This window comes from Nocardia vulneris, from assembly GCF_001613425.1.
Taxonomy (GTDB): domain Bacteria; phylum Actinomycetota; class Actinomycetes; order Mycobacteriales; family Mycobacteriaceae; genus Nocardia; species Nocardia vulneris.
Genome location: NZ_BDCI01000030.1, coordinates 65967 through 85293, shown reverse-complemented (window position 1 = coordinate 85293; position 19327 = coordinate 65967). Strand labels below are relative to the sequence as shown.

The 19327-nt window shown below is 68.9% G+C and carries 19 protein-coding genes; 11 read left to right on the top strand and 8 right to left on the bottom strand.

All coding sequences use genetic code 11. The features are described 5' to 3' along the window. Window positions 1–14 precede the first annotated feature (14 nt). Complete coding sequence (secG, locus tag NVU01S_RS28955) at window positions 15–248, top strand: preprotein translocase subunit SecG (RefSeq protein ID WP_043682225.1); 234 nt, start codon at window positions 15–17, stop codon at window positions 246–248. Here the strand turns inward: secG and NVU01S_RS28950 are convergent. Then, window positions 235–1368: a YbfB/YjiJ family MFS transporter gene (locus NVU01S_RS28950; RefSeq protein ID WP_043682228.1), complete on the bottom strand. Its 1134-nt coding sequence runs from the start codon at window positions 1366–1368 to the stop codon at window positions 235–237. The two genes, secG and NVU01S_RS28950, sit on opposite strands and share 14 nt — an antisense overlap. Window positions 1369–1436: 68 nt before the next feature. Between NVU01S_RS28950 and NVU01S_RS28945 the strand changes: the two genes are divergently transcribed. Next, complete coding sequence (locus NVU01S_RS28945; protein ID WP_052281405.1) at window positions 1437–2336, top strand: LysR family transcriptional regulator; 900 nt, start codon at window positions 1437–1439, stop codon at window positions 2334–2336. Window positions 2337–2340: 4 nt separating this feature from the next. On the opposite strand, the gene NVU01S_RS28940 is transcribed toward NVU01S_RS28945, so the two are convergent. Continuing rightward, window positions 2341–3189: an SDR family NAD(P)-dependent oxidoreductase gene (locus tag NVU01S_RS28940; protein ID WP_043682231.1), complete on the bottom strand. Its 849-nt coding sequence runs from the start codon at window positions 3187–3189 to the stop codon at window positions 2341–2343. A 56-nt stretch (window positions 3190–3245) separates the two neighbouring features. On the opposite strand from NVU01S_RS28940, the gene NVU01S_RS28935 reads away from it, so the two are divergent. Both NVU01S_RS28935 and NVU01S_RS28930 read left to right on the top strand, forming a co-directional pair. Then, entirely contained in the window at window positions 3246–4235 is a 990-nt protein-coding gene (locus tag NVU01S_RS28935; protein WP_043682233.1) for an alpha/beta hydrolase, read from the top strand. Between the two features lie 59 nt (window positions 4236–4294). Further along, window positions 4295–4897, top strand: a complete 603-nt coding sequence (locus tag NVU01S_RS28930) for a DUF7691 family protein (protein ID WP_014986401.1) — start codon at window positions 4295–4297, stop codon at window positions 4895–4897. Between the two features lie 5 nt (window positions 4898–4902). Here NVU01S_RS28930 and NVU01S_RS28925 read toward each other — a convergent pair whose 3' ends face one another. After that, complete coding sequence (locus NVU01S_RS28925) at window positions 4903–5379, bottom strand: SRPBCC domain-containing protein (protein ID WP_043682235.1); 477 nt, start codon at window positions 5377–5379, stop codon at window positions 4903–4905. A gap of 508 nt (window positions 5380–5887) precedes the next feature. Here NVU01S_RS28925 and NVU01S_RS28920 point away from each other — a divergent pair. The 7 genes from NVU01S_RS28920 (at window position 5888) to NVU01S_RS28890 (ending at window position 12349) form a co-directional block, all read left to right on the top strand. After that, window positions 5888–7243 (top strand): sensor histidine kinase, encoded by a 1356-nt coding sequence (locus tag NVU01S_RS28920; protein WP_043682237.1) that lies wholly within the window; start codon window positions 5888–5890, stop codon window positions 7241–7243. After that, the gene (locus NVU01S_RS28915; RefSeq protein WP_082032467.1) at window positions 7240–7746 is read left to right on the top strand and encodes a roadblock/LC7 domain-containing protein; all 507 of its coding nucleotides are present in this window, start codon (window positions 7240–7242) and stop codon (window positions 7744–7746) included. Before NVU01S_RS28920 ends, NVU01S_RS28915 begins: the two co-directional genes overlap by 4 nt. Continuing rightward, complete coding sequence (locus NVU01S_RS28910) at window positions 7743–8114, top strand: DUF742 domain-containing protein (protein ID WP_029903214.1); 372 nt, start codon at window positions 7743–7745, stop codon at window positions 8112–8114. Before NVU01S_RS28915 ends, NVU01S_RS28910 begins: the two co-directional genes overlap by 4 nt. Further along, window positions 8095–8709, top strand: coding sequence for a GTP-binding protein (locus NVU01S_RS28905; protein ID WP_043682240.1), 615 nt, complete (start codon window positions 8095–8097; stop codon window positions 8707–8709). Before NVU01S_RS28910 ends, NVU01S_RS28905 begins: the two co-directional genes overlap by 20 nt. Next, on the top strand, window positions 8706–9986 hold the full coding sequence (locus NVU01S_RS28900; RefSeq protein WP_043682243.1) for a cytochrome P450: 1281 nt from the start codon (window positions 8706–8708) through the stop codon (window positions 9984–9986). The genes NVU01S_RS28905 and NVU01S_RS28900 overlap by 4 nt, the downstream gene beginning before the upstream one ends. After that, window positions 9983–11200, top strand: a complete 1218-nt coding sequence (locus tag NVU01S_RS28895; RefSeq protein WP_043682245.1) for a cytochrome P450 family protein — start codon at window positions 9983–9985, stop codon at window positions 11198–11200. Before NVU01S_RS28900 ends, NVU01S_RS28895 begins: the two co-directional genes overlap by 4 nt. A 309-nt stretch (window positions 11201–11509) precedes the next feature. After that, the gene (locus tag NVU01S_RS28890) at window positions 11510–12349 is read left to right on the top strand and encodes a type IV toxin-antitoxin system AbiEi family antitoxin (protein ID WP_244467553.1); all 840 of its coding nucleotides are present in this window, start codon (window positions 11510–11512) and stop codon (window positions 12347–12349) included. Window positions 12350–12396: 47 nt separating this feature from the next. Here the strand turns inward: NVU01S_RS28890 and NVU01S_RS28885 are convergent, their stop codons facing one another. The 5 genes from NVU01S_RS28885 to tal all read right to left on the bottom strand — a co-directional run bounded on the left by NVU01S_RS28885 (window position 12397) and on the right by tal (window position 19327). Then, a complete protein-coding gene (locus tag NVU01S_RS28885; RefSeq protein WP_043682251.1) occupies window positions 12397–14613 on the bottom strand; it encodes a thiamine pyrophosphate-dependent enzyme in 2217 nt (738 codons plus the stop codon). A 348-nt stretch (window positions 14614–14961) separates the two neighbouring features. Beyond that, the gene (gene pgl, locus NVU01S_RS28880) at window positions 14962–15735 is read right to left on the bottom strand and encodes a 6-phosphogluconolactonase (protein ID WP_052281406.1); all 774 of its coding nucleotides are present in this window, start codon (window positions 15733–15735) and stop codon (window positions 14962–14964) included. Further along, the gene (gene opcA / locus NVU01S_RS28875) at window positions 15728–16636 is read right to left on the bottom strand and encodes a glucose-6-phosphate dehydrogenase assembly protein OpcA (protein WP_014986390.1); all 909 of its coding nucleotides are present in this window, start codon (window positions 16634–16636) and stop codon (window positions 15728–15730) included. Before opcA ends, pgl begins: the two co-directional genes overlap by 8 nt. Further along, window positions 16633–18192, bottom strand: coding sequence for a glucose-6-phosphate dehydrogenase (zwf, locus tag NVU01S_RS28870; protein ID WP_043682253.1), 1560 nt, complete (start codon window positions 18190–18192; stop codon window positions 16633–16635). The genes opcA and zwf overlap by 4 nt, the downstream gene beginning before the upstream one ends. Window positions 18193–18196: 4 nt before the next feature. Continuing rightward, entirely contained in the window at window positions 18197–19327 is a 1131-nt protein-coding gene (tal, locus tag NVU01S_RS28865; protein WP_043682256.1) for a transaldolase, read from the bottom strand.

Sequence of the window (19327 nt, the reverse complement as noted above, 5' to 3'; positions counted from 1 at the left end):
ATACACTGTCGGTCATGCGGATGTTCCTGGATATCCTCCTGATCATCGCCAGCGTGCTGCTGGTGCTGCTGGTGCTGTTGCACCGCGCCAAGGGTGGAGGTCTGTCCAGCCTTTTCGGTGGCGGTGTGCAGTCGAGCCTGTCCGGCTCGACCGTCGTCGAGAAGAACCTCGACCGCATCACCATCTTCACCGGCCTGGTCTGGTTCATCGCCATCATCGGCATCGGTCTGGAGATCAAGTTCGCCTGATCAGGCGAGTCACTACACCGGCCGCGATCGTCGCAGCCGCCAGCACGAGGGCGGCGATGACGAACGCGGCCGGAAAGCTGTCGCCGATCACCGGCGCCACCACCAGCGGACCCAGCATCTGCCCCGCGCCGTAGACGGCCGTGAGCGGAGCCGCCGCGCCGCTGTCGGACAGTTCGCTGCCGATCCGCATGGCCAGCATCACGATGCCGAGGAACGTCGCGCCGAACAGCGCCGCCGCGAGCACCGCGGCCCACACCGCGCTCGTCCATGCCGGTAGCACCGCCGAAAAGCATTGGGCGAGCAGTGCGATCGGCATGGCGACGGCGGGGGACCAGCGCCGGCCCGCCACGCCCCACAGCACGGTCGCGGGGACGGCGGCCGCGCCGACCACCACCCAGATCGCGGAGCCGACCACTTCGCCTCGTTCGCCGCTGACCGCCGCGACCAGGAACGTTCCGATCACGATGTAGCCGAGGCCCTCCAGGAAGTACGACACCAGCAGCGCCCGCCACGCGCCGACCGACCGGATGACGGCCTTACCCGCCCGATGGCCGGGCCGGATGTCGAGCCGCAGGGCGGGCAGCAGCAACAGCGCGGTGAGCGCCGCCGACACCAGCCACATCGCCTGCCAGCCGAGGAACGGTCGGACCGCCAGCACCAGCACGCCGGTGAGTGCGATACCGAAGCCGACGCCGCAGAAGGTGATCCCGGCGGCCTCCCTGGCGCTGCCCGGCCGCGCCGCCACGCCCGCGCACGCGACGAAGACGACGGCGCTGGTGACGCCCGCGATCAGGCGTAACGTCGCGGGAAAGAGCGTCGGCGCGGGCATCGCCATCAGCAGTTCGCTCGCGATCAGCAGCGCCGCGGAGACGCGAAAGGTGGTGCGGCTGTTCAGCTCCGGCCAGCGGGTGAGCAGCAAAGCGCCGAGCAGATAACCCGCGTAGTTGGCGGTGGCGATGACGGCGCCGTCGTGCGCGTCGATTCGGTGCGCGTCCACCATGATCGGGAGCAGGGGCGTGTAGACGAACCGGCCGACTCCCATCGCGGCCGCGAGTCCGGCGGCGGCCGCGAACGCGGGGACGAGGCTGTGGCGCGGTGCGGGCGCGATTACTGCGGTCACCAGCTGACCGTACGGTCCGTGCCGACGCCTGTGAAATGCTTTCTGTGCACCATGTATACGCTGGGCGCATGGATAGGGACGACGGGTCGCCGGTCGAGCGTCCGCAGCCTGCGCGTGCGGCCGGTGACCTCGGCAGTTCGCAGCTGGAACTGCGGCATCTACGGGCGTACGTCGCGCTGTGCGAGGAAGGGAACTACACGCGGACCGCGGCCCGGCTGCATCTGAGCCAACCGGCGTTGACCAGAACCATCCAGCAGCTGGAACGGCTTGTCGAATGCCGATTGATCGAGCGCAGCTCGCGGCGCTTCGAGCTGACCGAGGAGGGCGCCGAACTGCTGACGCACAGCAGGCGCATCCTCGCCGACGTCGATACCGTTGCCGCGCAACTGCGCTCACGCACCGCGGTCGAAATCGGTTTCGCCTGGCTGCTGCCCACGCACTGGCTGGCGGCGACGCGCCGCCGCTACGAGGCGCTCGGCGGCCGGATCGCGCTGCGCCGCATCGACGATCCGCTGGCCGCGCTCGACGCCAGGTCCATCGATATCGCCATCTACCGCCGGGAAACCGAACTGCCCGGTCATCTCGCGTCCCGGGTGATCGCGACGGAACGGCGCATGCTCGCGGTCGCCGCGCACTCGCCGCTGGCGACGGCGACCGAACTGCGCTGGGCCGATCTCGCGGGCTATCCGCTGGTGGTGAACGTGGTATCCGGTACGACACATGCCGATTCGTGGGCGGACAGCGACCCGGACCGGCCGATCATCACCTGCCGCAATTTCGACGAGTGGATCGAACTCGTCGCGGCGGACCGGGGGATCGGCGGGGTGCCCGCGCTGGCCCGCACCCGTGCCCCGCATCCCGGAGTCGTCTACCTGGACGTGGCCGACGCGCCGCCGTCGCACGTCTACCTTGCCTGGCACACCAAACCCGAATCACGGGCGGTGCAACGATTCCTCGGCGTCGCCTGACGGATCAGTCCGTGCGCGGCACCCGGCCGTCGACGTCGGTGAAACCGTAGGCCTGCGCGAGATCGGCTACCCGCCAAGCGGACCCGGTGCGCGTGCGGCGTTCGGCATCGGCGGCCAGGGCGACCACCGCGCGGCCGGGGAAGCGCGGGGTTTCGGCCGCGGCGAGGTCGAAGGTGCCTTCGCCGGGCAGCGTGACCACTCGGCGTCCGTCGGCACCGGCCGGAACCAGTTGCAGCAGTTCGGTGTCCACGATGCCCGGCCACAGCGAGACCGCGGTGACGCCGGTATCGGCCAGATTGTGCGCCAGATCGGCGGTCAACCGGTCGAGCGCGGCCTTCGCGACGCCGTAAATCGCGTTGTGCATGTACCTTTCGGCACCGGGCGAGGAGATGTTGACGATCAACCCGTCCGCCGCGATCAGCAGCGGGGCCGCGTAAACGCTTGCCACGTAGTGCGATCGGACGCCGATATCGAACGTCTCGTCCCACGCCTTCGGCGGTACTTCCCAGAACGGTTTGCCGAGCCAGCGCGCCGCGGCGGGGGAGTTGTAGACGTTGTTCACCAGCACATCGAGCCGGGCGTGGGCCGTGCGGATCTGCTCGAACAGCCCGCGGACCGCGTCGTCGTCGCGGTGGTCGCAGACGAACGGGACACCGACGCCGCCGGCCGCGTCGACCGCGGCGGCGGTCTCGCCCACCGTGCCCGGCAGCCGGCCCGGGGTGTCGGACCGCCCGGTCACGTACACGGTCGCGCCCGCGGCGCCGAGTTCGACCGCGATGCCCTTGCCGATGCCGCGGCTCGCCCCGGTCACCACCGCGATCCGGCCGTCGAGCGGTTTGGCTATTCCGTTCATGAGACAGGGACATTACCGTGAAATAGGAACACGTTCTAGATTTTGGAGGTCCGGCAGTGGAGTTGACGCATCGGTTCGTGACGACCAACGGCGTCCGGATGCACGTCGCCGAGCAGGGCGCGGGGTATCCGGTGATCTTCTGCCACGGCTTTCCGCACACCTGGTTCATCTGGCGGCGTCAGTTGGCAGCCGTGGCCGGTGCGGGATATCGGGCCATCGCGCCGGATCTGCGCGGCTACGGGCAGACCGACCGGCCCGCCGACGTGGCGGCCTACACGAACGAGGCGGTGATCGGCGATCTGCTCGGCCTGCTCGACGACCTCGGCGCCGAGCAGGCGGTCTTCGTCGGCCTGGATTTCGGGGCCGCGCTGGTGTGGGAGCTGGCGTTGCGCGCGCCGGAGCGGGTGCGCGGCGTGATCGTGCTGAACAATCCGTTCGCGCCGCGGCCGCCGCGCGCGCCGTCGCAGCTGTGGGCGAAGGCCGCCGCGCGACACTTCCTGCACCTGCACTACTTTCAGGAACCCGGCGTGGCCGATGCGGAATTGGGCGCTCGGCCAAGGGAATTCCTGGCCAGGGTGTACTTCTCGCTCAGTGCCGACTATCACTACCTCGACACCTGGCAGTTCCCGGCCGAGGGCACCGGCTACCTCGACGTGCTGCCCGAGGCGCCGCCGCTGCCCTGGCGCTGGCTCGCGCAGGACGAATTCGACATCCTGGCACAGGATTTCGAACGCACCGGGTTCACCGGCGGGCTCAACTGGTACCGCGCCCTCGACCGCAACTGGGAGCTGACCGCCGACTACGCCGACGCGTCGGTCACGGTGCCCGCCTACTTCATGTACGGCGATCGCGACCCGGATATGGAGGGTTTCAGCGGCCGCGATCCGCTGACCACGCTGCGCCGCCATGTCCCGCAGCTGCGCGCGGTGACCAAGATCGCGGACGCAGGACACCTGGTCCAATTGGAACGTTCCGCGGAGGTCGACGCGCTGCTGACATCCCACCTGCGCGAACTCGTGCCGAATCCGTCCGGGGTGCCCGCGTAGGCCGAACGCCTTCGGCCGGAGGCACGTTCGGTGTCGGTGGGCACCGCTAATGTTCGCTCATGAGTTACAGCCTGAGCGTTTACGTCGTCGAACTGGACAGGGTCAGGGGCGCCATCGCGTCGCGGGACGACAAGCTCCGGCGCATGATCGGAGGTCGCTTCAAAGCCCAGCTCGCGCACGCCGACGACTGGTTCGCCGAGGAGATCGCGAACGGTGCGCCGGCCCGGTACGACGCGGTGCGCGCCGTGATCGACGGCGGTCCGTTCGATCCCGCCTACGGATTCCAATACGCCTATGCCTACCAAACGATCTGCCAGTTCTACGGCAGGTTCCTGGACAACCGCTACTTCTCGCCGTTCCGCGGCAGCTGGCTGGAACAGGTGGACGAGGGCCTGGCCGAGCTCGGCATCAAGGCGATCAGCCTGACCGGCTTTCTCTACCATGCCTTTCCGCCCGCCCTGCCCCAGCCGGACGAGCTACCCGGCTACGGCGAGTGGACGCCGGAGCAATGCGCCGAAGCGTTGGTGCAGTGGGAGTCGACCACGCCGGAGTCGCGCGAGTCCGTCGATCACGAGGTGCTCGCCGCCATCGAATCGTGCATGGAGTGGATCCGCGAGGCGCAGGCCCGGCCCGGCTGGGGGATCGCCGGATTCTTCTTCTGAGTCGCTCAACGGTATTCGTCGGCCAGATTCGGGTAGCCGTCCCAGCGCGGCAGCGGCTGCTGGTTCAGGTGGGCGGTCAGCCGATCGAGCAGGTACTGCCAGCGCGGGCCGATCGCGGCGGCGTCGCGCTGGCAGACGTGGCGGCGGATCAGTTCGACATTGGTGACCACGCCGACCTGGGTCATGCGCACCTCCACCAGGCAGTCATCGATCCGCACGACCAGGTCGTGCGGGGCCCGGCAGTGCTCGATCCGGACGGTGATCGGCCCGGCGACCGGCCCGTCCAGCGGTTCGATCGTCACGGTGTGCGCGTCGCCCGTCACCGCGCCGAGCCACTGCGCCAGGTGCGCCCGCTCGGTCGCCGCCGTCCAGACCTCCAGCACCGGCCGGTGGAATGAACGCAGATAGTGCAGGAGCACCAGATCGCCGTCGTCGGTGCGATCGTGCTCCGGTCGAACCTCGCCGAGCATGGACATCGTCATCGCCGCGCTCCTCTGCTGCTGGTCAGGCGTCACTGGCACTGTCTTTCCAGTATTCCCCGGTCCAATCCGGAATCGGCGGAATCCGGGCATCGAGTCATCGCGCCGACGAGCACAGGGCGCGGGGACAGGCGGCGCAGGCGAGGCTTTTGTGCAGGGGACTCGAGCGGCCGGGCGCGGTCGTCGCGCGAACAAATGCACGGTGCGCGCCGAGATCGCTCGGCGAACAACAACGTTCGCGCAGTAGTCGGTGCCTGATTGAAAAATAAAGTAGCGCAATAGAATACAACTATCGTGCGCCACCGCATGCGCCATGTGCCGGGTGACTACGGTCGAGATGCGGAAGTGCTTGGCAATCTGTACATTTGGTTCAGCCCGAACTGGCAGCAGGGGGTCGGGCGTTCAGCGACATGCCTTTTTGGTGAACGTGAGTGCGGAAGTACGGAACTTGTCACAGTCATTGAACGCGCCGGAAGGCGAGCGTCGGGAACCTGTCGTTCGACGTCAGCGCATGCCGCTGCTGGCCTTGTTCGGCAGCGCCGCCGTCACGTCGGTCGCGGTGGTGGTCGCGGTGTACTTCGCGCCGAGCGACTTTCGCGTCCCGCTGGCCATCGGTGCGGTCGTCGCCGCCCTCCTGCTGTGCGCCGCGTGCACCGCGGCCGTGCACTATCGGGGCGTGGCCCGGCGGGCGACCAGCGAGGCGGCCGCGCTCACCGCGACGGCGACCGCGCGGGTCCAGGCCGCCGAGAACGCGGCCGAGGCGCACGCCTGGGAGTCGAAGAACAACGAGAACCGCCGCTCCGCCGCCATGGCCGCGTTCGCCGGCGCCGCGGGCCGGATGCAGGCGATGACCACCAGCATGCTCGCCGAACTGCGCGAGATGGAACACCGGCACGCCGACCCGAAGGTCCTCGCCGACCTGCTGGAACTCGACCACCGCACCGCCCAGGCCGGGCGCCTCGCCGACAGCATCGCCGTGCTCAGCGGCGCGCGGTCCGGCCGGCGCTGGGCCAAACCCATTGCGATGGAATCCATTCTGCGCGGCGCCATGGGCCGCGTCGCGGGCTATCAGCGGGTGCGGTTGCGCGCGATCGCCGAGATCGCCATCGCCGGTCACGCCGCCGAGGGCATCATGCACACCCTGGCCGAACTGCTCGACAACGCGTGCAACTTCTCGCCGCCGACCACCGAGGTGCACGTATACGCCGCCGAAGTGCCCGCGGGCGTGGTGCTCACCATCGAGGACAGCGGCCTGGTGATGAGCGAATCGGCGCTGCGGCGTGCCGAACAGACCGTGTCGGTGACCGGGCCCGACGGGCGCGGCCAACGTTCGGCGGACCTGTCCTCGCTCAGCGGTACCCGGCTCGGGCTGGCGGTGGTCGGCCACCTCGCGCGCAAGCACGGGCTCACCGTGTCCTACCGGCCCTCCGCGATCGGCGGCACGGCGGTGGTCGTGGTGGTGCCGCGGGATCTCACTGCGCGCGTGGATCGTTCGCAGCCGTCGGCGCCCGCCACCAATCCGTCGCTGCCGGCGGTGCCGGCCCCTCGAACCGCCCCGCAGGCGGTGGCGCTCGCGGAGCCGGCCACCGAGCGCGAACCGGCCGCCGTCGCGACCGCTCCCGCGCCGACCGCCGAGGTCACCAGCATGGGCCTACCGAAGCGGCGCCGCGGCAGCACCCTGGCCGCGGTGCATCCGGCCGGGCTCTCGCTACCCGAGCCCGGCGCGTCCGCAGCGGCGCCCGCGCCCGCGGCCAGCCCGGCCGCGTTCGGTGCCTTCCAGCGCGCGATCGCCGGGCGTGACGGCGAAAGCGCCGCCGCCGCAACACCTTCCCCGTCCCCTACCGTTGCCGTGGAGAACGATCGATGACCACGTCTGTGCCGTCCCAACTCAGCTGGCTGTTGGAGCAGCTACTCGCTCGCACCCCGCGCACCAGGCACGCGCTGCTGCTGTCCGGCGACGGACTCAAGATCTGCCACACCCCGGAACTCGGGATGGACAAAGCCGATCAGCTCGCCGCGATCGCCGCGGGCATCCAAAGTCTTTCGCACGGCGCGTCGGTCGAGTTCGGTGACGGCCGCGGGGGTGTACGGCAGTCGATGACCGAGTTCTACGGCGGCATCCTGTTCATCGTCGAGGCGGGATTGGCCGCGCACATCGCGGTCGTCGCCGCCGAGGACGCCGACGCGGGCCTGGTCGGGCACAACATGCGCGAACTGGTCGAGCAACTGGGTCACCACCTCGCGTCGGCGCCGCGCAATCCGGGGGGACGGCCGAGCGGCGAAGCCGATCCGGGGTGGGCGAATACCGGGGGACGGCAGGGCGGCGAAGCCGACCAGGGGTGGGCTAGTACAGGGGCGAGCGTGTCGTGAACAGGCCCGGCCGCGACGACGACCCCGACCGGCTCTACACGCTCACCGGGGGACGCAGCAAACCCGACTCCGACAGCTTCGACCTGGTGACGCTCGTGGTCAGCGAATGCGATCCGACGCCGGGCATGCAGTCCGAGCACGTGGCCATCCTCGACATGTGCCGGGCCCCGACCGCGGTCGTCGAGATCGCCGCCGAACTGCGGCTGCCGGTCGGCATCGCGACCATTCTGCTCTCGGACCTGCTGTACGCGGGCAAGATCACCGTCCGGCATCCGAACATCGGCCCCGGCTTGCCGGACGCGCCGTGGAATGCCGTGCCAGACTCCACCACCCTCGAGAAGGTGCTCGTTGGACTCCGCAATCTCTGACCCCCGACCCGCCCGCGCCGACGCACCGTTGCACAGCGCGACCCGCCAGGGACTCAAGATCGTCATCGTCGGCGGCTTCGGCGTCGGCAAGACCACCATGGTCCGCGCGGTCAGCGAGATCCGCCCGCTCGACACCGAGGCGACGATGACCGACGCCGGCGTCGGGATCGATGACCCGAGCGGCGCGCCGGGCAAGTCGACCACGACGGTCGCCTTCGACTTCGGCCGGATCACCATCGACACCGAGAACGTGCTGTATCTGTTCGGCGCGCCCGGACAGGAACGGTTCTGGTTCCTGTGGGACCGGCTGTTCACCGGGGCGCTCGGCGCGATCGTGCTCGTCGACCAGCGCCGCATCGCCGACTCCTGGTACGCCATCGACCGGCTGGAAGCGCAACGGACTCGATTCATCGTGGCGTGCAACAACTTCGGCGGGCCCTCGCGCCCAGACGAGGTGCGCGACGCGCTGGACCTCGACCCGCACGTGCCGCTGGTCGAATGTGACGCGCGCTCCCGCGAATCCAGCAAACAGGTGCTGATCACCCTGGTCGAGCACATCTACGCCGACGCACCGCGAGCGGAGACCGCCTCATGACCAGTCCGAGCGCCGCGTCCGCCGGTTTCGGCGGCTGCCCCGTGCAGCCGCAGTCCGCCGTCCCGCTCAGCGGTCCGCGCTTCCACACCGATCCGCAGCATCTGTATCGCGAGATGCGCCGCGAACACGGGCCGGTGGTCGCCGTCGAGCTGCCTGGTGACGTGCCCGCGTGGCTGGTCATCGGCTACCGCGAACTGCATCAGGTGACCAGCGACCCGGAGCTGTTCCCGCGCGATGTCAGCCTGTGGAACCAATGGCCGAACATTCCGGAGGACTGGCCGCTGCTGCCGATGGTCGGCCAGCCGCGACCGTCGATCTATTTCACCGCGGGCGCCGAGCACCGCAGGCATCTGGCGATGGTCGAGCCCGCGCTGGATTCGGTCGATCCGTTCGAATTGCGCCGCACCTGTGAGGAATTGGCGGACCGGCTGATCGACGGCTTCTGTGGCCGCGGCGAAGCCGACCTGGTCGCCGAGTTCGCGGTCCTGATGCCCGTGCTCGCACTGGCGTGGGTGCTCGGGTTCCCGGACGAGGACGGGCCGCGGCTCGCGTGGAGCATGAAGGCCCTCGCCGACGGTGGCGCCGACGCGCAAGCCGCGTACGGCCGCTACTACGAGCAGATGATGCAGGTGCTCGCTGCCAAAAAGGCCAGGCCCGGAAACGATCTCGTGTCGCGCATGCTCGCGCACCCCGGGCAGTTCACCGACGAGGAATACGTGCAGGACCTCATGGCGGTCACCGCCGCGGGCCACCTGCCGACCGCCGACTGGATCGGCAACTCGGTGCGTCTGATGCTCACCGACGACCGGTTCGCGGCCGCGCTGGGCGGGGGGCGTCGCAGCATCGGCGAGGCGATGAACGAGGTGCTGTGGGAGGACACCCCGACGCAGATCCTCGCCGGACGCTGGGCCGCTCGGGATACCCGGTTGGCGGACAAGGTGATCCGATCCGGCGACATGCTGCTGCTCGGGCTCGCCGCGGCCAACGCCGACCCGCACGTGCGCCAGCACCTCGCCGACGGCGCGGCGACGGCACACGCGGGAAACAGCGCGCACTTCGCGTTCAGTTACGGCGAATACCGCTGCCCGTTCCCCGCTCAGCAACTGGCCGAGATCATCGCGCGGACCAGCATCGAGGTGCTGCTCGACCGGCTGCCCGACATCGATCTCATGGTGCCCGCGCAGAACCTGGTCCGGCGGCCGTCGGCCTTCCTGCGTGGCATGACGTCCTTGCCGGTTCGATTCACACCAGTTCGTGCAGTTGGAGGTACCCCGTGACGGAAACATGCCCATTCGCCATCGATCCCATGGTCGGTGACCTGGACGGGGAGACCGCACACCTGCGGGCCGCGGGCCCGATCACCCGCATCGAACTGCTCGGCGTGCCCGCCTGGACCGTCACCGAACACGCCGTCGCCCGGCAGTTGCTCGTCGATCCGCGGCTGATCAAGGACATCAACGGCTGGTCGCTGTGGAACTCGGGGGTGGTGACCCGGCAGTGGCCGCTGATCGGGATGATCGACGCCGGGCGTTCCATGTTCACCGTGGACGGCGCCGAGCATCGACGGTTGCGGATCAAAACCACCCAGGCGCTCTCGCCGCGGCGGCTCGAAGACATCCGGCCGGTGATCGAGCGGCTGACCGCTGAACTGCTCGACGATCTCGAGGCCGCGGGCGCCGACGGCGCGGTGGTCGACCTCAAGCAGGTGTTCGCCTACCCGCTGCCGATGCGCGTCGTCAGCGAGCTGATGGGCGTGGACCGTGCCGACCATCCCATGCTGCTGGACTGGTACAAGGCGTTCTTCTCGCTGCTCACCCCGCAGGACGAGCGACTACGGGTGATCGACGAAATGGACTCCTACTACACCGATCTGGTGCGCAAGAAGACCGCCGACCCCACCGACGACCTCACCACCGCGCTGATCTTCGCCGACGACGGCGGCGAGCCGCTCACCGAAGAAGAAGTCGTGGGCAACCTCAAGGCGCTCGTCGCGGCCGGGCACGAAACCACCGTCGGCCTCATCCTCAACGCCGTGCGCGCCCTGCTGACCCGGCCCGAACAGCTCGCCAAGGTCCGCGGCGGCGACTTCGAATGGAAAGCGGCCGTGGAGGAAACGCTGCGCTGGGACAGCCCCGTCACCCACCTGCTGATGCGTTTCGCCACCGAAGACATTACCGTCGGCGACACGGTGATCGAAAAGGGCGACGGAGTCGTCATGTCCTACCGTGCCATCGGCCGCGACACCGCCGTACACGGTGTGGACTCCGACGATTTCGACCTCACCCGACCGACCGCGCACCGCCACATGACTTTCGGGCACGGCCCGCACATCTGCCCCGGCGCCGCCCTGTCCCGCCTCGAAGCAGGCGTCGCCCTCCCCGCCCTCTTCGCCCGCTTCCCGAACCTGCGCCTCGCCGTCCCCCTCACCGAAATCCGCAACCTCCCCGTCCTCACCCAAAACGACCTCGCCACCTTCCCCGTCCACGTGTGAACCCCGAAATCCGCACCCCTTCCCGGGATCTACACCATTTCTGAGCGTTCAGAGGGGGTGTAAGTCCCGACAAAGGGTGTAGATGTCGTGGTTATCCACAGGCGCGGGTTGTGCACATCGGGTGGGGTTCGGGTGGGGTGGGGGTGTGGCGCGGGGTGAGTATGGGGCATGGATCGGGTGGGTGTGCATCGGCGAAGTGTCGAACTGCGGCGTGGGCTGAGCGACGAAGAGATCCGGCAGCGCTACTCCGGCGGTGACTGGTGCCGTCTCAGGCGCGGTGCGTATGTCGATCGCGCGACTTATCGGGAATTGGATCCGATCGGCAGGCATCGCACTCTGATCGATGCTGTCGCATCCGTTGCTGCGCAGGGAACTGCGATCAGCCATCAATCCGCTGCCGTCGTGTACGCCGCGCCGCTGTGGCGCGTGCCGCTCGACAAAGTCAACGTTACTCGGGATCGGCGGACCGGTGGCCGCGTCAAATCGGACGTCAAAATCCATTGTGCGCCGCTCGATGCCGTCGCCGAGGTCGACGGGCTGCTGGTCACAACGCCTGCTCGAACGGTGGTCGATCTCGCACGTACGCTGCCGTTCGAATCCGCGGTTGTCACCGGCGACATGCTCTTGCGCGACTTCGGTCTATCTGACGACGAGCTTGCAGTCGAGCTCGAACAGGCGAAGTCGCGTTCCGGTATCGCGGCCGCCAAACGAGTGATCGCGTTCCTGGACGGGCGCACCGAGAGCGCGGGCGAATCCCGCAGTAGGGTACTGCTGGCTCGCTCGGGTCTGCCCGATCCGACCTCGCAGGGAAACGTTTTCGACGGCGACGGCAATTTCCTCGGGCGCGTCGACTTCTATTTCGAAGGCACCGGCGTGCTGTGCGAATTCGACGGCCGCGTGAAATACGGTCGCCTGCTCCATCCGGGGCAAGATGCCGGTGACGTGGTCTTCGCGGAGAAGGTCCGCGAAGATGCCATGCGGGCCTGCGGGTTTCAGCTCGTCCGATGGACCTGGTCGGACCTGGACTCCGACCAGGTCGCCGGCCGCGTCCGCGCGGCCCTGGCCCGTGCCCGCCGCGCGCCTGCCGACGGCCACGTCGAGCAAGCCGCGCGAATCCGCACCCCTTCTCGGGATCTACACCCGTTCTGAGCGTTCAGAGGGGGTGTAAGTCCCGAGAAAGGGTGTAGATGTCGTGGTTACTCTGCGAGGAGTTTGCCTGCGGCGGTTTCGATTTTGGTTTCGTCGAGTAGGACGGTGTCGGCGGCGGGGCCTAGGGGGATGAAGGTGTCTTCGCTGGTTACTCGGGCCAGGCGGCCGTCGAAGGAGGCGTCGAGGAGGGCGGCGTAGACGGATTCGGAAACGCCGCCGCTGCGGCGGGTTTCGTCGGCGACGAGGACGCGGCCGGTGGCGCGGGCATGGCGGAGGAGGTCGTCGACGGGGAGAGGGGAGAGCCAGCGCAGGTCCAGGACGCGGGCGTGGATGCCGCGCGCGGCGAGGCGACGGGCGACGCGCAAGCTCATCGGGACGCCGTTGGCGAAGCTGACGATGGTGAGATCGGTGCCGTCGCCGTACACCCGGGCGCGGCCGATATCGACGTGCTCGGTGTCGGAAACCGGTGCGAGCCAACCGTTGTCGCCCGCCTCGTACAAATCGCGGGTGTGGTACAGCGCGATCGGCTCGAGGTAGACGCACACGCGGCCGTCGACGCGCGCCGCAGACACACAGGTGCGCAGCAGGGCGGCGGCGTCGTCGGCGCGGGACGGGGACGCGACGACGACGCCGGGGATATCGCGCAGTGCGGCGATCGAGTTGTCGTTGTGGAAGTGCCCGCCGAAACCCTTCTGGTAGGCGTAGCCCGCGATCCGCACCACCATCGGATTGTGGTACTGCCCAGCGGAAAAGAACGACAGGGTGGCCGCTTCGCCGCGCAACTGATCGGCCGCGTTGTGCACATACGCCAGATACTGGATTTCCGGAATCGGCACGAATCCGGCCAGCGCGGCACCCAGCGCGGTGCCGAGGACGCTCTGCTCGTCGAGCAGCGTGTCGAAGACCCGGCGCCGCCCGAACTGCTTCTGCAACCCCTTGGTCGCCCCGTACACCCCACCCTTGCGCCCGACGTCCTCGCCGAACACCAGCACATCCCGGTCCCGCGCCAGCAACCGCGCCAGCGTGCGATTGACCGCGAGCCCGAGTGTCACCGGCTCTTCGCCGCCCACAATAGCTTTCGTGCTCGGAGTGACCGTGGTGGTGCGGCGGGCGTCGGCGCGGATGCGATCGGGGCGGGTGGGGGCGAGCGGAGCGATGACGGCGGGGGCGGAGTCCAGTTTGGGTTCGCGCCAGACCGCTTCGGCGGTGGCGGTGACGCGGTGTGCGATGGCGTCGTAGCGGTCGAGGAGTTCGGTGGGGGTGGCGACGCCCGCGGAAACCAGGAGGCGGGCGGTGGCCACGAGCGGATCGCGGAGCAGGTCGGCGGTGATGTCGGCGGGTTTGCGGTAGGCGGCCTCGACGTCGGAGCCGGCGTGACCCATCAGGCGCACGGTGCGCAGCCGCAGGAACGCGGGTTTGCGATGCTCCCGGACCCAGTCGGCGGCGGCGCTCGCGGTGGTCAGCGCGTCGACGGCATCGCAGCCGTCGGCGTCGAAATACGCCAGGCCGGGGCGTGATCCGTACGCCTGCAGGATCCAGTCCGGGGGAGTGGGCACGCTGATGCCGATGCCGTTGTCTTCACACAGGAACAGCAGCGGCAGCGCAACTCCTTGCCGCGCAGTGTGGATCGCCGAATTGATCGCGCCGGTCGCGGTGGAGTGATTGGCCGAGGCGTCCCCGAAACTGCACAGCACCACCGCATCCGACGGCCATTCGCTCGAAATGCCCAGTCGCGCCGCACGATCGATGGCGAACGCGAGACCTACCGCGCGCGGCAGATGCGAGGCGATGGTGGAGGTCTGCGGGATGATGCTCGCGGCCTTGCTGCCGAAAACCTTGTGCCGCCCACCGGAAATCGGGTCGGCGGCCGCCGCGACGACGCCGAGCAGGACGTCCCGGATCGGGTCGAGGCCGGGTACGCGCCGGGCGCGCTGGACGAAGAAGCCGCCCGACCGATAGTGCAGCAGCGCCGGATCGTCCACGCGCAGCGCCGATCCGAGCGCCGCGTTTCCTTCGTGCCCCGACGAGCCGATGCTGTAATACCCCCGCTTGCTCGCTCCTAGTTGACGCGCGGCCAGATCCAGCTGCCTGCTCGTCGCCTGGGACTCGAACAGTTCCAGCAGGGTGACCCCGCTGATGCCCGGTGCCACCTCGAGGCCCACTGCGCGGCGCACCCCCGGAGGTAATGCGGTGACGGCCGCCCGAAACCGTTCGTCAAGAATCTTGCCCGGACTCGCCCCGGAAACAGCTTCCCGCTCGCTCACGGCCCCACTGTATCCCCACCGCCGACGATTATGCGCGCCATCCCCGATCCCGCCGAACTTTTTCCTGCCGCTGCACCATAACGCCGGATATGCAGCCAGGAGGGCGCGCTAGGCTCGTGATGGCGCCACGCTGTACAGCGCCGTAGGCGAGTCGCATTCGATGTCCCGCGCACATTTTGTGGTGCCGCGCGCGTGTCCTTCGACCGACACGCTCGCGCGGCGCGAAAACCTGCGCGGCGCGGAAACTTGCGCGGCGCCGGAACCTGCGCGGCAACCGCCGAGCATCATGCGCCCACGGAACGGAGCATGCCGGAACCCCGCCGTCCGGGGACGGCGGGGTGCGATACCTCAGTCGGGGAGTTGGAGGGCGGAGGCGGCGGGCTGGTCGAGCAACCAGGTGGTGGATTCGAGGCCGACGGCACCTGCGGCGGGAATGTCGACGGGGTCGGCGCCCGCGATGGCGGCGGCGACGGCCTCGGCCTTGGCGGCACCGCCGACGACCAGGACGACGTGGCGGGTGCGGCGGATCGCGGGGACCGTGAGGGTGACCCGGACCGGCGGCGGCTTGGGCGAATCCGTCACGGCGACAACGAGTTCGTGGTCTTCGCGGACCGCGTCGGTGGCGGGGAACAGGGAGTTGACGTGCCCCTCGCCGCCCATGCCGAGCAGGTGCAGGTCGAAGGCGCCGTGTTCGGCGAGGTAGGCGTGGACCGCGGCGGAGTATTCGGCGGCGGCCTCGATCGGGTCGGGATATTCGCCGTCGGAGGCCGCGACCGGGTGCACGCGGGCCGGATCGACCGGGACATGGTCGAGCAGGGCCTGGCGGGCTTGCAGGTCGTTGCGTTCACCGTCGGCGGCGGGCACGAATCGTTCGTCGCCCCAGAACACGTCGAGCTGGGACCAGTCGATGGCGCCGGGCGCTTTGCGCACCACCTCGAGCAGGCCGATGCCGGTGCCGCCACCGGTCAGCACCACGGAGGCGGATCCGCGGGCGGCCTGGGCCGCGAGCACGACGTCGACGAATTTGGCGGCCGCGGCGGCGACCAGCGAGTCGGTGTCCACGTGGACCTCGACGGTGTCGCTGGCGGAGGTGTCGTTGTCCTGCGTTCCGGTTTCACTCATAGGTCACCTTCTCGATTCCGGCGAGAGCTTCTGCATAGATCTCATCGGCGTCGAGTCTACGCAGCTCTTCCGCGAGGCAGTCCCGAGTTTCCCGGCGGGCCAAGGCAATTCGCTGGTCAGGGTCGCCGGTGCGGGTCAGCGTCGCGGTGCGCCCGGTCTGCGGGCGTTCGATCGCGACGGACACCGACGGCCGGTGGATCTCCACCTTGAGCGCGCCGGAGCGACGGCGCACCGGGCAGTCCAGGCGGATGGCGAGCCAGCCCGCGAGGATGTCCAGGGCCGGTTCGTTGCGCAGCCCGGACACGAGCACCGATTCGACCGGCTCGTACGGCGGTTCGTCCAGCGCGGCGGCGAGCAGCGCGCGCCAGTAGGTGATCCGGCTCCACGCCAGATCGGTATCGCCGGTGGAATAGGATTCCAGCCGCTTCTTGATCGTCGCCTGCGGATCGGCCGCGAAGGTGGCGTCGGTGATGCGCCGAGTCGCCAAGCGCCCCACCGAGTCCTTGGACGGGAACTCCGGGGCCCCGCGCGGCCACCAGGCCACCACGGGGGTGTCCGGCAGCAGGAATGGGATGACGACGCTGCTCTCGTGATTGATCAGCTCGCCCTGCAACCGCAGCACGATCACCTCGGCCGCGCCCGCGTCGCCGCCGACCCGGATCTGGGCGTCCAGCCGGGTTTCGGCCTCCCGGTCACCGCGCGCGAGAACGACGACCCGGCAAGGGTGTTCGCGGCTGGCGTCGTTGGCGGCGTCGATCGCGTCCTCGGCCTCGGAGCTGTCCAGCGTGCACACCACCAGGGTGAGCACCCGCATCATGGTGATCACGCCGTTGCTCTCGCGCAGCTGCACGATCCGCTTGGTGACCTCGCCGGTGGTGGTGTCCGGCATATCGATGATCATGGCCGCCGCCATTCCCGCCCGGTGCGGGCGAGCATCTCGTCGGCCGAGGCCGGACCCCAGGTGCCCGCCTCGTAGGGCTCGGGCTTGCCCTCGGTGGACCAGTGCTCGAGCACCGGATCGAGGATGCTCCAGGACAATTCGACCTCCGCGTTCACCGGGAACAGCGACGGCACCCCGAGCAGCACATCGAGGATCAGACGCTCGTAGGCCTCGGGGGAGGATTCGGTGAACGCCTCGCCGTAGCTGAAATCCATGTTGACGTCGCGCACTTCCATGCTCGACCCCGGCACCTTCGACCCGAACCGGGTGGTGATGCCCTCGTCCGGCTGCACCCGGATGACCAGCGCGTTCTGCCCGAGATCCTCGGTCATGGTCTGGTCGAACGGCAGGTGCGGCGCGCGCTTGAACATCACCGCGATCTCGGTGACCCGGCGGCCCAAGCGTTTTCCGGTACGGAGATAGAACGGCACGCCCGCCCAGCGGCGCGTGTCGACCTCCAGGGTGATCGCGGCGTAGGTCTCCGTGCGCGACTGCGGGTCGAAACCCTCCTCGTCGAGCAAGCCCACCACGTGCTCGCCGCCCTGCCAGCCTTCGGCGTACTGTCCGCGCGCCGTCGTCTCGTCGAGCGGCTCGACGAGTTTGGTGGCGGAGAGCACCTTGATCTTCTCGGCCTGTAACTGCTTGGGCTGGAAGCTGATCGGCTCTTCCATCGCGGTGAGCGCGAGCAATTGCAGCAGATGGTTCTGGATCACGTCGCGCGCGGCGCCGATGCCGTCGTAATAGCCTGCGCGCCCGCCCAATCCGATGTCCTCGGCCATGGTGATCTGCACATGGTCGACGTAGTTGGCGTTCCAGATCGGATCGTAGAGCTGGTTGGCGAAGCGCAGCGCCAGGATGTTCTGCACCGTCTCTTTGCCGAGATAATGGTCGATGCGGAACACCGTCTCCTCCGGGAACACCCGGTTGACCAGCGCGTTGAGCTCCTGGGCGCTTTCCAGGTCGTGCCCGAACGGCTTCTCGATCACCACCCGCCGCCACGGCTTGCGACCCGCCGCGTCGGTCGTGGACGGTTGCGCGAGACCGTGTTCGGAGAGCTGATCGAGCACCACGGGGAACATGTTCGGCGGAATCGACAGGTAGAAGGCGTGATTCCCGCCGGTGCCGCGATCCTTGTCCAGCTTGGCCAAGGTGTCGGACAGCGTGGCGAACGCGCTGTCGTCGTCGAAGGAGCCCTGCACGAAGCGGATGCCCTCGGCCAGGTGATCCCACACCTCCTGCCGAAACGGTGTGCGCGCGTGCGCCTTCACCGCGTCGAGCACGACCTCGGCGAAGTCCTCGTCCGCGTAGTCGCGCCGGGCGAAGCCGACCAGCGCGAAACCCGGGGGCAGCAGCCCCCGGTTCGCGAGGTCGTAGATGGCCGGCATCAACTTTTTCCGGGACAGGTCACCGGTGACACCGAAGATCACCATGCTGCACGGGCCCGCGATGCGCGGCACCCGCTTGTCCCGCTCGTCGCGCAGCGGGTTCTGCCAGGTCTGAGTTTTCGGGCCGGCCATCGGGTCAGTTGTTCCCGGCCGCGGTGAGCTCTTCGGTCGTGGCGGAAAGCAGTTCGCCCCACGACTTCTCGAACTTGTCCACGCCTTCGGTCTCGAGCACCTGGAACACGTCGTCGAGGTCGATCCCGGCCGCGGACAGCTTGTCGAAGACCTCCTGGGCCTGCGCCGCGGTGCCGCTGACCGTGTCGCCCCGGACCGCGCCGTGATCGGCGACGGCCTTGAGCGTCTTCTCCGGCAGGGTGTTCACCGTGTTCTTGCCCACCAGCTCGGTGACGTACATGACGTCGGAGTACTCCGGGTTCTTCACGCCGGTCGAGGCCCACAGCGGCCGCTGCCGGTTCGCGCCCGCCGCGCCCAGGTGGTTGTAGGTCGAGGTGTGCTTGCCGCCGTCGAACACGTCCTGGTATTCGGCATAGGCCAAGCGGGCGTTGGCGATACCGGCCTGTCCGCGCAGGGCCAGCGCCTCCTCGGTGCCGATCGCCTCGAGCCGCTTGTCGATCTCGGTGTCCACCCGGGACACGAAGAACGAAGCCACCGAATGGATCTTGCCGAGATCGTGGCCCGCGATCTTGGCGCTGCGCAGACCGTCGAGGTAGGCGCCCATCACCGCGCGGTAGCGCGCGACCGAGAAGATCAGCGTGACGTTCACGCTGATGCCCTCGGCGATCACCTTGCTGATCGCGGGCAGGCCCGCCTCGGTGGCCGGGATCTTGATGAACAGGTTCGGCCGGTCGACGGTCTTCCACAGGTCGATGGCCTGCGCGACGGTCTTGTCCGCGTCGAACGCGAAGCGGGGATCGACCTCGATGGAGACCCGGCCGTCCACGCCGTTGGACGCCTCGAACACCTCGGTGAACACGTCACAGGCCGAGCGCACGTCGTCGGTGGTGATGATGCGGATCGCGGCGTCGGCGTCGGCGCCTTGGGCGGCAAGCTCTTTCAGCTGTCCGTCGTAGGCGTGCCCCTGGCTCAGCGCGCCCTGGAAGATGGTCGGGTTGGTGGTCACGCCGACCACGCTGCGGGTGGCGATCAGCTCGGCGAGATTGCCGGACTGGATCCGGTCCCTGGACAGGTCGTCGAGCCATACGGACACGCCTGCCGCGGAGAGGGCGGCGAGATTCTCGTTCTGTGCCAT

What these genes read in the sequence shown, in the direction of transcription:
- opcA (WP_014986390.1), bottom strand. Translation starts at nt 16,636, where the DNA reads ATGATCATCGATATGCCGGACACCACCACCGGCGAGGTCACCAAGCGG.
- NVU01S_RS28925 (WP_043682235.1), bottom strand. Translation starts at nt 5,379, where the DNA reads ATGACGATGTCCATGCTCGGCGAGGTTCGACCGGAGCACGATCGCACC.
- NVU01S_RS28900 (WP_043682243.1), top strand. Translation starts at nt 8,706, where the DNA reads ATGACCAGTCCGAGCGCCGCGTCCGCCGGTTTCGGCGGCTGCCCCGTG.
- pgl (WP_052281406.1), bottom strand. Translation starts at nt 15,735, where the DNA reads ATGAGTGAAACCGGAACGCAGGACAACGACACCTCCGCCAGCGACACC.
- NVU01S_RS28945 (WP_052281405.1), top strand. Translation starts at nt 1,437, where the DNA reads ATGGATAGGGACGACGGGTCGCCGGTCGAGCGTCCGCAGCCTGCGCGT.
- zwf (WP_043682253.1), bottom strand. Translation starts at nt 18,192, where the DNA reads ATGGCCGGCCCGAAAACTCAGACCTGGCAGAACCCGCTGCGCGACGAG.
- NVU01S_RS28920 (WP_043682237.1), top strand. Translation starts at nt 5,888, where the DNA reads ATGCCGCTGCTGGCCTTGTTCGGCAGCGCCGCCGTCACGTCGGTCGCG.
- NVU01S_RS28930 (WP_014986401.1), top strand. Translation starts at nt 4,295, where the DNA reads ATGAGTTACAGCCTGAGCGTTTACGTCGTCGAACTGGACAGGGTCAGG.
- tal (WP_043682256.1), bottom strand. Translation starts at nt 19,327, where the DNA reads ATGGCACAGAACGAGAATCTCGCCGCCCTCTCCGCGGCAGGCGTGTCC.
- NVU01S_RS28940 (WP_043682231.1), bottom strand. Translation starts at nt 3,189, where the DNA reads ATGAACGGAATAGCCAAACCGCTCGACGGCCGGATCGCGGTGGTGACC.
- NVU01S_RS28915 (WP_082032467.1), top strand. Translation starts at nt 7,240, where the DNA reads ATGACCACGTCTGTGCCGTCCCAACTCAGCTGGCTGTTGGAGCAGCTA.
- secG (WP_043682225.1), top strand. Translation starts at nt 15, where the DNA reads ATGCGGATGTTCCTGGATATCCTCCTGATCATCGCCAGCGTGCTGCTG.